The organism is Micromonospora sp. WMMD961 (genome assembly GCF_029626145.1).
Taxonomy (GTDB): Bacteria; Actinomycetota; Actinomycetes; order Mycobacteriales; family Micromonosporaceae; genus Micromonospora.
The window spans coordinates 6,442,452-6,454,957 of sequence record NZ_JARUBJ010000002.1; the positions used below are offsets into that span (position 1 = coordinate 6,442,452).

Below are 12,506 nucleotides of genomic sequence, written 5' to 3' on the forward strand. Positions count from 1 at the left end.
TCTCAGGGTGGGGTCAGGGTCGGGTCCTGAGGTCGTTCGGGTGCACCGGGCAGCAGGATCGAGGCATGACCGAGGAAGCCACCCCGCCACCCCGCCCGGGGTCGGCACCGCCGGAGGGCTCGTCACCGCCCGCGCCGGCCGCGACGCCCGGCGCCTGGACCGAACCCAGCACGCCCGGTGCGCACCCGGGCGCCGCGCCGACCGATCCGTACGGTGGCTTCGGGCCGCCCGCCGACGCGAGCTACGGCCCGGGGTTCGCGGCCGGCACCGGTTACGGGGCCGCCGGCGCACCACCCGGACCCGGCGGTGGTCCCGGTCCGTCCGCCCCGCCACCGCCACTGGGTGGCACCGGTTTCACCTCGCGGTACGGGTTGGTCCGGCCGCGCGAGGGGCGGTATCTCGCCGGTGTCTGCGCGGCGATCGGACGCGCCACCAACACCGACCCGGTGCTGTGGCGGGTGCTGCTCGCGGTGCTCGGGTTCTTCGGGGGTATCGGCATCCTGGTGTACGTCGCGGCCTGGCTGATCATCCCGAACGAGGGTGACACCGCGTCCCCGATCGAGTCGATGCTCGGGCGCGGCCGTTCCAGCATGTCGCCGGTGACCGTGATCATCCTGGGCATCCTGGTCGCGGCCAGCTTCGGCTACATCGTCACCGACGCCTTCCGCGCGGTGCTGCTCGGCGCGGCCATCCTGGTCGCCGGCGCGCTGCTGCTCAACCGGGACAGCCGCAACCCACCGGCCGGCACCCCGGGCGCTCCGGTGCCGCCCGCGCCGACCGGCACCCCACCCGGTCCGGTCCCACCGGTGGCCTGGCCGGCGCCGCCGTCCGACGCCGGGCCAACCACCGCGACAGCAGCACCCGGGGCAGCCGGCTATCCCGCCTACGCCACCGCGACGACGGGAGGGGCACCCACCTTGGCGTACGACGTACCGCCGACCGGTGGACCGCAGCCGGCCGCCACCGGGCAGCCGGTGTCCGGCCCGGGCCCGGTGTCCGGGCAGCCGGCCGGCACGACGGCTGTCCAGCCCGGCTGGCCGGCACCGACCACGGGTTGGCCCAGCGCCGCCGCACCCAGCGTCGGCTGGCCGTCGGCCCCGGTGACCGGGGCACCCGCGGCGACGTCCGGCTATCCGACCGCCACGCCAGCGTCCGCGTACCGTCAGCCGTTCGCGCCGCACGGCCCGTACGCCTCACCGAGCCCGGCACCGTCCCCACCGGCGAAGCCACCGAAGCCGCCGAAGCGCCCGAAGGAGCGGTCGCCACTCGGCGCGGTGACCTTCTCCCTGATCTTCCTGGTCCTCGGTGTGGTCGCCCTGCTCGACCTGCTCGACGTCTTCGCCATCAGCGCCTCGGCGTACTTCGCGGCGGCGTTGGCCACCATCGCGCTGGGGCTGCTGGTCGGCACCTGGTTCGGCCGGGCCCGCTGGCTCATCGCGCTCGGCCTGGTGACCGCTGCGGCACTGGGCACGGCGACGGTCGCCGAGTCCTACGACCGGATCCGCGGGGTCGACGGTGCGGTGACCTGGGCACCAACCGACTATCGCGACCTCGCCGACCGGTACGAGAACAGCTTCGGTGACGCCATACTCGACCTGCGCGGCATCGACTTCGCGAAGCGGGACAGCCAGATCACCGTCGCCATCAACTTCGGTCAGGCGACAGTCGTCGTACCGCCGAACGTCGACGTCACCACGGTGGCCGACGTCAACGCGGGCGATGCCAACATCTTCGGCAACCGGTCCGGCGGGTTGGACGGTCGCCTGCGGGAGTTCACCGATGTCGGCGCGGACGGCCCCGGCGGCGGGACCCTGCGCCTGTACATCCACGTCAATGCCGGCAACCTGGAGGTGACCCGGTGAAGGCTCACCGTACTGATCTGGTGTCGTTCGCCTTCGGGCTCGTGTTCCTGGCGCTGTCCGGCTGGTGGCTGCTCGCCCAGTTGCTCGGGCTCGCCCTGCCGGCGGTGGGCTGGTTCCTGGCCAGCGCGCTCATTCTGATCGGCGTCTTCGGACTGGTCGGCGCGCTGCGCTCGGGTCGGTCGCCGCAGCCGGCGGCCACCGCCGACGCCGCCGAGGCGGCCGCGCCGGTCTCCGGCGCCAGGGCGCCGGTCTCCGGCGCCAGGGCGCCGGTCTCCGGCGCCAGGGCGCCGGTCTCCGGTGCCGCGGTGCCGGTCTCCGGTGCCGCGGTGCCGACGTCCGGCGCGGCTCTGCCGGTCTGGGAAGCCGAACGGTCCACCTGGGACGCTCCCCCGTCGGTAGCGACACCGCAGGCACCGACCGCCGAGGTGATCCATCCGGCCTGGCTGGCTCATCCGCCGGCAGAGCCGCAGACGTCCTCGATCCCCGGTCAGCCCGACGACCGACACGAGGAGCCGACCATCGGCCTCGGCACCGGGCCGGCCCGGGTCGAGGGGGACGAACCGACCCGGTCGGATCACCCGATCGAGGCCGTCCGCGATCAGGCGGAGGACGAACGGGAGGGCCGGCGCGGGCAGCTCTGACCTCGGGCGTCCCCCGGCGGCGGACTACTCGACCGCTACGGCGGTGCGGCTGGCGCGAACGGGCGCATATGCTGGCCGGTGGAGATCTCGCCCTCCGCCGGCCGGCCCGTCCCGCCATGGCGGTCCCGCCGCGATTCCCGTCTCTACCCCCGTCAGGAGCCCGCCCGACATGACCCAGTCCCCCGCCGTGCGTATCACCGGTCGGTCCGGTCCGGTCCGCATCGGCGAGCGAGCCGCCCGTACGCTCGTCACCGAGCTGGCCCGGATCAACGATCCCAAGGCCGCCCTCCTGGTCGGGGCGGGCCCGGAGTCCGCAGTGCTGGCCGCGGCGATCGAGGCTCTGCTCCCCGGTGACCGGCTCACCGTGGTGCCCGCCGAACCGCTCGGCGCTACCGCGCTCCGCGAGCACGTCACCGCCCAGGGCCGTTGGGTCGCCGACCGGGTGAGCGTCGTCGACTCGCTTGCCGAGGCTGAGCCCGCCGGGGTCGTCATCGCCGGAGAGGCGTTCGTCGGCACCGCCGAGGAAACCCGCAGCGGTATCGAGGGCCTGGCGAAGTACCTCTCCGACGGTGCGGTACTCAGCGTGGCGACCGTCGCCACGCCCGGCCGGACCACCGGGGCGGCGGCCGAGTTGGCTCGACAGGACGCCCTCTACGGCGTCGGCGCTGATCTGGTGCTGCGTAACTCGCCGCCGGTGCGGGTCTACCGGCTGCGGTTCACCCCGGCCAGCCCGGCCGCGGCCGACCGGTTGGCCCCCGCGCACCGCCCGTCGAGCGTGCCGCTGACCCGGGGCATGCACATCGACTCCAACGGCGTGGCCGCGGCGGGCATCGCGCTGGGCCTCGCGGCGCTGGCCCGGGTGGCGCGTCCGTCGTCCAAGCTCTGGCTGCTGCCAGCGCTGGCCGCCGGGCCGGTCGCCGCGTTCTTCCGCGACCCCGAGCGGGACGTGCCGGAGGACCCGACCGCGGTGGTCGCCAGCGCGGACGGCAAGGTCCTGTCGGTGCAGCGACTGCACGACGAGCGTTTCGGCGACGGCGAGTGGCTCCGGGTGGCGGTCTTCCTGTCGGTGCTGGACGTGCACGTCAACCGTGCCCCGGTTGCCGGCAAGGTGGTGGACTACTTCGTCGCCGACGGCGGGTTCGTCAACGCGATGAAGCCGGACGCCGAGCACAACGTGGCGGCGTACACAGTGCTGGACACCGCTCGCGGCACGGTGGTGGTCGCGCAGCGGACCGGGCTGATCGCTCGCCGGATCGTGCAGCGCGCGCCGATCGGCGCACTGCTGGCCAGGGGCGAGCGCTTCGGTCTGATCCGGTTCGGCTCGCGGACCGACGTCTACCTCCCGGCCGAGGCTGCCGACCCGTTGGTCGGGCCGGGCGACAAGGTGGTCGGCGGGTCCACCGTCATCGCCCGCTGGCGTTGACCCACGAAACCGTCATCGCCCGCTGGCGTTGACCCACGAAACCGTCATCGCCCGCTGGCGTTGACCCACGAAACCGTCATCGCCCGCTGGCGTTGACCCACGAACGTGAAACGGGGCGCCGCTGTCCGCGGCGCCCCGTTTCAGTCTGCTGTGCTGCGGTCAGGCGGTGCGGCGCTGCCGCAGCCAGAGCACCGGCCCGCTGACCAGGTAGCCCACCACGATCAGGGCGAACGTGATCCGGATGTCGACCAACGCGCCGATCACCGGGGCCAGCCAGAGCCACGGGGGCAGCTTCACCAGGCGGGCGAGCTTGGCGTACGGGAAGCTCGACACCATCGCGAAGGCCAGCAGCGCCACCCCGGCGACCAGCACGGCACCGGGCACCGGCAGGCCGATCGCCACGGTCACGGCGAGCACCGCCGCCGCCATGGTGGTGGGCACCCCGCAGAAGAACCGGCCGTCCTTCGGCGAGACGTTGAAGCGGGCCAGTCGAATCGCGGCACACGCCGCGACCAGTGCGCACGCCACCGCCGCCGCGGCGGTCGAGACGGAGCCGGCGAGTGAGGCGTAGACCACGACGGGCGCGGCGAGACCGAACGAGCACATGTCGGCCAGGGAGTCCATCTGCGCGCCGAACGGGCTGGCCACGCCGAGTCGACGGGCCAGTGCGCCGTCCAGACCGTCGAAGGCGACGCAGGCGATCAGGCAGAGCGCGGCGATGCGCACCTCACCCTGCATGGCCAGGAAGATGGCCAGCATGCCGAGCATCAGGCTGGCCAGGGTGCAGGCGTTGACCAGGCCGAACTTCATCCGGCGGGCGATGGTGCGCTCGCCCGGGAGCAGCGGGATCGACCGGGCCGAGGCCTCGTCGGTGTGCACCATCGGCGGCATCGCCGGGCTGACCGGCATAACCGTTTCGATCTCCGCCCGACCGACGCTCCCCGCCGGCCGGCTGAGCCGGTCCAGGCCGTAGCGACGGCGCTGCCGGTCGGCGTACCGGTGCTCGGGCGACGCCACGTCGGTCGGGAGCAGCTCGCCGTCGCGGCGACCAACTCGGACCAACAGCACCTGGCGGGCGAACGTGCTGCTGCGGCGCAACGGGCCCGCCCAGCGACGCCCTGCGGGGCGCGGACTGTCAGTAGTACGACGCCGGCGCCATGGGGCTCTCGGCACGTTTCCTCCATCACCGGATCGGCTGACCGCCGTGTGGCGGGTGTCCGGCTGTCTCGTGCCGGACCTTGCGTGGCCCGGCAGCCGTTTTGCGGAGTACACCATCGCATAGGGGAACGTGGCTTGGCGATAGCTGCCGGCGGTACTTATATCTGGCTTAAACCGCTCGAACCGCTCGATTGTTCCCATCCCGGGCTTCAGCGCCCGTTTCCTCCACCATTCCCGCCTTTGACTGTACCGGAGGGTCACCATCTCGGCTCACCGAGCGGCGTGCTATCGGCCACTCTGTCCGATTACCGAGGCAGCGATGTCACTCAACGGCAGGTCATCAGCTTGGGCGCGGGTGAACCAGCCGGCCCGCGCCGTCGAACCTCCGGCGGATTCGGTGACCACCGCATCGGTGGGTACGTCCACCAGCACCCGATAGATCACCCGTACGCCGTGCCAGTCCAGCGGGCGACCCTCCGGGCCCAGTGCGGCGGGGTTGTGCAGGTTGTCCACTCCGAGGAGTTCCACCACCCGGCCGACCTGGCCACCCTCCTCGACCAGCTCCCGGAGCAGGCCGGTCGTCGGCTGCTCACCGTGATCGGTGCCCCCACCGGGCAGGTGCCACAAGCCGGCCCCCGGATAGCCGTCCGCGATCTGGGTGAGCAGGATCCGTCCGGCCGGGTCGGTGACCAGCCCGTACGCCCCGAAGCGCAGCCGACGGTCAGGGTGCGCCGACGGAGGGGGCTCCGGCGGACGGTACGTTCCGGAGGGCAGTGGCGTGACCGGCTGGCCGAGCACCTCGGCGGTGAACGGGGCCAGCGTCAACCGCGACAGTTCCTCCAGGGTGAGCCAGCGGACCTGGTCGGCCGAGCCGCCCGGCGCCCCGCCGCCTGTCGCGTCATCGCCCACGGTGAGGTCGAACATCAGCCGGTCGGTGTGCAGTGCGACACCCTCGGGACGCTCGGTCGCATCGGCGATCACCGTACGCAGTCGACCCGCCGTGACGGTCAGTCCCGTCTGCTCGGCGACCGTGCGGACGACAGCTCGCTCGGGATGCTCGGCGTGCTCGACGGCACCACCCGGCAGCCGCCACACCCCGGGGAACTCACCATCCGTCCCGTCCCGGACCACCAGAACCTTGTCCGCATCCCGCAGAACCCCGTAAACCCCGACCCGCCGCACAAACCCGCCCCCGCCCGCTCCGCCGTCCCACCGAACCCGTCGATCATGAAGTTATCGCCGTCCATCTCGGCGTGTCCTGACAATAACTTCATGATCAACGGGGCGAGGCGGGGTGGGGGTGGCCGGGTGAGGCGGGGTGGGGGTGGCCGGGTGGGGGTGGGGGTGGGGGTGGGTCAGGTTAGTTGGGCTGCCTGGACTGCTTCGGCGGTGACCTCGGTGAGGTGGTGGGTGGGGAGAGCCCCCAACTCCTCGCGGCCGAACCAGCGGGCCTCGCAGGTGGAACCGCCGACGTCGGCCACGGTCAGCGGGTTGGGCTTGTCGACCACGACGCGGTAGAAGGCCCGCACCCCGTGCCAGTCGATCGGGTAGCCCTCCGGGCCGAGCGAGGCGGCGTCGCGGTGACTGGCCACTCCGAGCAGCTCGACCAGGCGGCCGGTCTGCCCGGTCTCCTCGACCAACTCCCGGATGAGAGCCGCGCCGGGCTGCTCGCCGTAGTCCGTGCCGCCGCCGGGCAGGTGCCAGCAGCCAGCGCCGGGGTAGCCGGCGGAGACCCGGGTGAGCAGCACCCGCCCGGCCGGGTCGGTGCAGACCGCGTACGCGGCGAAGCGTTGCGCCCGGTGCAGCCCGTCCGGGCCGGGCACGGCGTAGAACGAGGGGAACTCGGGCGCCTCGTCGGGCACCACGTCGGCCGAGGAGGCCGGCAACCCGAGGGCACGTGCGGTGAACGAACGCAGCGGCAGCTTGCGCGCCTCGTCGAGGGTGTACCAGCGGGCCAGGTCGGTGGGGCGGTCGCCGACCCGGTCGGCCAGGGTGCCGCCGCGGACCCCCACCCGGTAGATCAGCCGGTCGGTGTGGATCGTGATGCCCCGCTCCGGCAGTGCCCGCATGTCGGCGAGCACGTCGGCCAGGCCGGAGACGGCGACCGACAGGCCGGTCTCGGCGGCGGTTTCGCGGACGACTGTGTGGTTCGGGTCCTCGCCGTGGTCGACAGCCCCGCCGGGCAGCGACCACGTGCCGGGGGTGCCGGAGCGCTCCGATGCGCGGACCAGCAGGACTCGGCCTCTTGAATCAGCACAAACTGCGTATGCCGCGATCCTGCGGAGCGGCTGGAGCAAGGTGGTCACGGGAGCAAATTCTCCCCGGGCCGGGTTACCGGAACGGAAAAGAGTCAGATTCCTGACTGTCGGGCCCCGCTCAGGGATCGGTCAGGGTAAGGATCCGGGCAGTCACCGAGGGCGGGCCGGGCGGCAGCGCGGACCGTGGGGGTATGACATCCACCGCCGCTCCCCACGCCCCGTACAAGCAGCTCCGGCGCCCCACCACCGACCGCATGGTCGCCGGGGTCGCCAGTGGCGTCGGCCGTTACTTCGCCGTCGACCCCACACTCGTCCGGGTGGCCTTCGCGGTCACCGGACTGCTCACCGGCGGGCTCGCGCTGTTCGCGTACCCGATCATGTGGTTCCTGATGCCGGAGGAGCCCACCGGCGCACCGGCCTGGCCGCACGCGGCGGGCGTCGCGCCGCAGGCCGGCCCGCCGTCCACCGCCGGGCCCGCGCCCGGTGGACCACAGCCGGGATACGCCCCGACCCCGCCCTACCCGCCGACGACCCCGTCGGACCCGCCGCCGGCCGCGTGAGCAGCGCTCACTCCCACTCGATGGTGCCCGGCGGCTTGCTGGTCACGTCCAGGACCACCCGGTTCACCTCGGCCACCTCGTTGGTGATCCGGGTGGAGATCCGGGCGACCACCTCGTAGGGCAGTCGTGACCAGTCGGCGGTCATCGCGTCCTCGCTGGAGACCGGGCGCAGCACCACGGGATGCCCGTAGCTGCGCCCGTCTCCCTGCACACCGACGCTGCGCACGTCGGCGAGCAGCACCACCGGGAACTGCCACACGCCCCGGTCCAGACCGGCGGCGGTCAGCTCCTCGCGAGCGATCAGGTCGGCCTCGCGGAGCAGGTCGAGGCGCTGCTGGTCGACCGCGCCGATGATCCGGATGGCCAGGCCGGGGCCCGGGAACGGGTGCCGCCAGACCATGGCCTCGGGCAGGCCCAGTTGCAGACCGAGCGCCCGGACCTCGTCCTTGAAGAGTGTGCGCAGCGGCTCGACCAGGGCGAACTTCAGGTCCTCCGGCAGACCGCCGACGTTGTGGTGGCTCTTGATGTTGGCGGTACCGGTGCCGCCGCCGGACTCCACGACGTCGGGGTAGAGCGTGCCCTGGACGAGGAACTCCACGTCGCCGTGCGAGGCGATCTCGCGGGCGGCGGCCTCGAAGACCCGGATGAACTCCCGACCGATGATCTTGCGCTTCTGCTCCGGATCGGTCACCCCGGCCAGCGCGCCGAGGAACCGGTCGGCGGCGTCGACCACCTTCAGCTTGATGCCGGTGGCGGCCACGTAGTCCTTCTCCACCTGCTCGGCCTCGCCGGCGCGCAGCAGACCGTGGTCGACGAAGACGCAGGTGAGCTGGTCACCGACCGCCCTGTGCACCAGCGCCGCGGCGACCGCCGAGTCCACCCCGCCGGACAGGCCGCAGATGACCTCCTTGTCGCCGACCTGGGCGCGGATCCGGGCAACCTGCTCGTCGATGATGTTCTCGGGCGTCCAGGTCGGCTCGATGCCGGCGATGTCGTAGAGGAAACGGGTCAACATCTCCTGGCCGTGCGCGGTGTGCCCGACCTCCGGGTGGAACTGCACGCCGGCACGCCGCCCGGCCAGATCCTCGAACGCGGCCACCGGCGCGCCCGCCGACTCGGCGGTGACCGTGAAGCCCTCCGGGGCCTCGGTGACGCAGTCGCCGTGGCTCATCCACACCGGCAGGTCGGCAGGCAGGTCACGCAGCAGCACACCGGGGTCGAGGAGGCGGGGGCGCAGCGGCGTACCGCCGTACTCGCGGTTACCGGTCTTCGCCACGGTGCCGCCGAGCGCCTGGGCCATCGCCTGGAAGCCGTAGCAGATGCCGAACACCGGCACGTCGGCGGTGAACACGCCCGCGTCGATCTGCGGCGCGTCAGGTGCGTAGACGCTGGCCGGGCCGCCGGAGAGGATGATCGCGGCGGGGTTCTTCGCCAGCATCTCGGCGATCGGCATCGAGTGCGGCACGATCTCGGAGTAGACCTTCGCCTCACGGACCCGGCGGGCGATGAGCTGGGCGTACTGGGCTCCGAAGTCCACCACGAGGACAGGGCGAGGCAGGCTCATGTGCACAAAGCCTACCGACAGTCACGGCCGCGCCCGGCACCGGCTCGCCCTGCGGAGTCGGCCGGGCTCAGTGACGGAGCGCGCCCGGGGCGTCCGCCGGCACCGCCGGCTGGTGCGGGGGTACGGCTGCCAGCCGGCGGTACGGGGACCCCAGCGGCGGGCGGGGGTCCTCCTCGCCCTTGTTGGGCCAGAAGGACATCGCCCGTTCCGCCTGGGCGGTGATCGTCAGCGACGGGTTCACGCCGAGGTTGGCCGAGACCGCCGCGCCGTCGACGACGTGCAGCCCCGGATGCCCGTACACCCGGTGCCAGGGGTCGATCACCCCGTCGGCCGGTGTGGCGCCGATGACCGCCCCGCCCAGGATGTGCGCGGTGATCGGGATGTCGAACGGCTCGGTGAGCGAGCCGCCCGGAGTGCCGCCGATCTCCTCGGCGAGCATGCGGGCGGCGGCGTTACCGGCCGGGATCCAGGTGGGGCTGGAGGTGCCGTGGCCCGGGCCGGTGACCAGCCGACGGCCGAGCAGGCCGCGCCGCCACCGGGTGGTCAGCGAGTTGTCCACCGACTGCATGACCAGGGCGATCACCGTCCGTTCCGACCAGCCGCGCACCGACAACATCCGGGCGGCCAGTCGCGGTTGCCGCACGACGCTGCCCAGCCACCGCCGCACCCGGTGGGGGCCACCGTCGACGAGTAGCGACTGGAGCAGGCCCATGGCGTTGGAACCACGCCCGTAACGGACCGGCTCGACGTGGGTCTGCGGGTCGGGGTGGAACGAGCTGGTGATGGCCACCCCCTCGGTGTAGTCCAGCCGCTCGGACCGCGCCCGTCGGCGGGGCACCGAGGCACCGAGGATCGCTTCCGAGTTGGTCCGGGTCAGGTCGCCGAGGCGGGGTGAGAGCCGGGGCAGCACGCCGTCGGCCCGCATGGCGTGCAGCAGTCGTTGGGTACCGAGCGCGCCGGCCGCGAACACCACCTGGTCGGCGTGGATGACCTGCCGTCGCTTGCGCAGCCACGCGCCGGTGCGTTCGGCGTGTACGTCGTACCCACCGTCGGCGGTCGGACGGACGGCGGTCACCGTGGTCATCGGCAGCACCGTGGCCCCGAGCCGTTCGGCGAGCCACAGGTAGTTCTTGACCAGCGTGTTCTTCGCGCCGTGCCGGCACCCGGTCATGCACGCGCCGCAGTGCAGGCAGCCGGTGCGTTCCGGGCCGGCACCACCGAAGTACGGGTCGGCGACCCGCCGGCCGGGGCGGCCGATGTGCACGCCGACCGGGGTGGCGTGGAAGGTGTGCCCCACCCCCATCCGCTCGGCCACCGCCCGCATGGCGCGGTCCGCGCCGGTGTCCACCGGGTACGTGGTGACGCCGAGCATGCGTTTGGCCTGGTCGTAGTGGCGGGCCAACTCGTCGCGCCAGTCGGTGATGTCGCGCCACTGCCGGTCGACGTAGAAGGCGGGCAACGGTTCGTAGAGGGTGTTCGCGTAGACCAGCGAGCCGCCACCCACCCCGGTGCCGGAGAGCACCAGCACCCCGCTGCCGGAACCTCGGCGGGCCGGGCGGAGCAGGGTCAGCCGCTGGATGCCGTAGCAGCCCAGCCTCGGCGCCCAGAGGAACCGGCGGACCCGCCAGGACGTCTGCGGGAACTCGTCGTCGGCGAAGCGCCGGCCGGCCTCCAGCACGGCGACCGAATACCCCTTCTCGGCCAGCCGGAGCGCGGTGACGGCACCGCCGAAGCCGGACCCGATGACGAGCACGTCGTACCGCATGGGCGCATCATTACTCGCGAGTAGCGCTCGCGCCAGCGGCAGTTTACGCGCGATCATGCTCCGGCCGACCGACCCGGCGCCTCCCGGCCGCAACCCGGAGCACCCGTCGGAGCGTTGTTCACCAGACGGGTGGAAGGAATCCAAGATGATCCTCGGGTCGATGGCGCCGCGCCGACGATGGCTGCTGCTGGGGTTGGCGGCCCTCGCCGCGGTCGCGCTTGTCGCGGCCGGCGCAGTGGTGATCACCCGGCTGACCGGTGACAGCAAGCCGGGCGGCGGCCCGGTGGCCGGCTCGCCGACCCCGTCGCCGGTCGGCACGCCCACCCCGAGCCCCAGCGGCCCACCGCCGGGTGCGGACATCACCGGCCCGCTCAACCTGCTGCTGGTCGGCGTGGACACCCGGGTCAGCGTGCCCGGGTGGGAACCGCACTCGGACGCCGTGCTGGTGCTGCACGTGCCGAAGGGTTTGGGCCAGGCGTACCTCTTCTCGCTCCCCCGCGACCTGCTGGTCGACATCCCGGCGTTCCCGAAGGCCGGTTACAAGGGCGGAAAGACGAAGCTCACCCACGCGATGAGCTTCGGCAGCCGGGTGCCGGGCAAACCGAAGGAGCCGAACACGGCCCAGGGGTACGAGCTGCTGCGCAGCACGGTCAGCGGGTACACCGGGCTGCGCATCGACGCCGGCGCGGTGCTCACCTTCAACGGGTTCGACCGGCTGGTCAACGCTCTCGGCGGGGTGGACATCTACGTCGACCAGCGGGTCGAATCGCTGCACCGCCGACCGGACGGCAAGTACCGGGAGAGCGCGCCGGGCGGCTACACCGGGCCGCAGCAGGTCTACGAGAAGGGCGAGCAGCACCTCAACGGCTGGCAGGCACTCGACTACGCGCGGCAGCGCTACATCACCGGCGGCGACTACGCCCGGCAGCGTCACCAGCAGCAACTGATCAAGGCGCTCACCCGCAAGATCCTGGACGAGAACCTGGCCCGGCAACCCGAGCGGGTCGACCAGGTGGTCGCCGCACTCGGAGACACCCTGATCTACGTGGGTGGTCGGCGGATCGTCGACATCGCGTACGCCCTCAGCGGGGTGCCGGAGAACAAGTTCGTGCTGGTGGGGCTGCCCGGTTCCGGCGTCGGCAAGGGCAGCGCCTACCGCGGCGAACAGCTCACCAAGGTCGGGCGTGACTTCATCACGGAACTCCGTGCCGGTCGCGCCGACGCCTACCTGGCAGCCCACCCCACCCTGGTCGTCAAGAACTGACCCGCGCTCGC

Annotated in this window: 9 protein-coding genes and 1 pseudogene; 5 read left to right on the forward strand and 5 right to left on the reverse strand. The window is 72.7% G+C overall.

Going from position 1 to position 12,506, the window contains the following annotated elements; translation table 11 throughout:
• Positions 1–65 precede the first annotated feature (65 nt).
• The 3 genes and pseudogenes from O7614_RS29395 to O7614_RS29405 all read left to right on the forward strand — a co-directional run bounded on the left by O7614_RS29395 (position 66) and on the right by O7614_RS29405 (position 3,926).
• Positions 66–1,862, forward strand: a complete 1,797-nt coding sequence (locus tag O7614_RS29395; protein WP_278141634.1) for a PspC domain-containing protein — start codon at positions 66–68, stop codon at positions 1,860–1,862.
• Positions 1,859–2,098, forward strand: a pseudogene (locus O7614_RS29400) (hypothetical protein); the annotation flags it as partial. The gene O7614_RS29395 and the pseudogene O7614_RS29400, both read left to right, overlap by 4 nt.
• A gap of 574 nt (positions 2,099–2,672) precedes the next feature.
• The gene (locus O7614_RS29405) at positions 2,673–3,926 is read left to right on the forward strand and encodes a phosphatidylserine decarboxylase (RefSeq protein WP_278141635.1); all 1,254 of its coding nucleotides are present in this window, start codon (positions 2,673–2,675) and stop codon (positions 3,924–3,926) included.
• A gap of 159 nt (positions 3,927–4,085) precedes the next feature.
• On the opposite strand, the gene O7614_RS29410 is transcribed toward O7614_RS29405, so the two are convergent.
• The 3 genes from O7614_RS29410 to O7614_RS29420 all read right to left on the reverse strand — a co-directional run bounded on the left by O7614_RS29410 (position 4,086) and on the right by O7614_RS29420 (position 7,390).
• Complete coding sequence (locus O7614_RS29410; protein WP_278141636.1) at positions 4,086–5,024, reverse strand: CDP-alcohol phosphatidyltransferase family protein; 939 nt, start codon at positions 5,022–5,024, stop codon at positions 4,086–4,088.
• Between the two features lie 345 nt (positions 5,025–5,369).
• Entirely contained in the window at positions 5,370–6,266 is an 897-nt protein-coding gene (locus O7614_RS29415) for an NUDIX domain-containing protein (RefSeq protein WP_278141637.1), read from the reverse strand.
• 173 nt (positions 6,267–6,439) lie between these two features.
• Positions 6,440–7,390 (reverse strand): NUDIX domain-containing protein, encoded by a 951-nt coding sequence (locus O7614_RS29420; protein WP_278141638.1) that lies wholly within the window; start codon positions 7,388–7,390, stop codon positions 6,440–6,442.
• Between the two features lie 143 nt (positions 7,391–7,533).
• Between O7614_RS29420 and O7614_RS29425 the strand changes: the two genes are divergently transcribed.
• On the forward strand, positions 7,534–7,902 hold the full coding sequence (locus O7614_RS29425) for a PspC domain-containing protein (RefSeq protein ID WP_278141639.1): 369 nt from the start codon (positions 7,534–7,536) through the stop codon (positions 7,900–7,902).
• 7 nt (positions 7,903–7,909) lie between these two features.
• On the opposite strand, the gene guaA is transcribed toward O7614_RS29425, so the two are convergent.
• Both guaA and O7614_RS29435 read right to left on the reverse strand, forming a co-directional pair.
• Positions 7,910–9,466: a glutamine-hydrolyzing GMP synthase gene (gene guaA, locus O7614_RS29430; protein ID WP_278141640.1), complete on the reverse strand. Its 1,557-nt coding sequence runs from the start codon at positions 9,464–9,466 to the stop codon at positions 7,910–7,912.
• A gap of 67 nt (positions 9,467–9,533) precedes the next feature.
• Positions 9,534–11,231, reverse strand: a complete 1,698-nt coding sequence (locus O7614_RS29435) for a GMC family oxidoreductase (RefSeq protein WP_278141641.1) — start codon at positions 11,229–11,231, stop codon at positions 9,534–9,536.
• 145 nt (positions 11,232–11,376) lie between these two features.
• Between O7614_RS29435 and O7614_RS29440 the strand changes: the two genes are divergently transcribed.
• Entirely contained in the window at positions 11,377–12,495 is a 1,119-nt protein-coding gene (locus tag O7614_RS29440) for an LCP family protein (protein WP_278141642.1), read from the forward strand.
• Positions 12,496–12,506: the final 11 nt, after the last annotated feature.

Excerpts from the sequence above, each read along its gene's own strand:
- O7614_RS29395 (WP_278141634.1), top strand. The coding sequence starts at position 66 with ATGACCGAGGAAGCCACCCCGCCACCCCGCCCGGGGTCGGCACCGCCG.
- O7614_RS29405 (WP_278141635.1), top strand. The coding sequence starts at position 2,673 with ATGACCCAGTCCCCCGCCGTGCGTATCACCGGTCGGTCCGGTCCGGTC.
- O7614_RS29425 (WP_278141639.1), top strand. The coding sequence starts at position 7,534 with ATGACATCCACCGCCGCTCCCCACGCCCCGTACAAGCAGCTCCGGCGC.
- guaA (WP_278141640.1), bottom strand. The coding sequence starts at position 9,466 with ATGAGCCTGCCTCGCCCTGTCCTCGTGGTGGACTTCGGAGCCCAGTAC.
- O7614_RS29435 (WP_278141641.1), bottom strand. The coding sequence starts at position 11,231 with ATGCGGTACGACGTGCTCGTCATCGGGTCCGGCTTCGGCGGTGCCGTC.
- O7614_RS29440 (WP_278141642.1), top strand. The coding sequence starts at position 11,377 with ATGATCCTCGGGTCGATGGCGCCGCGCCGACGATGGCTGCTGCTGGGG.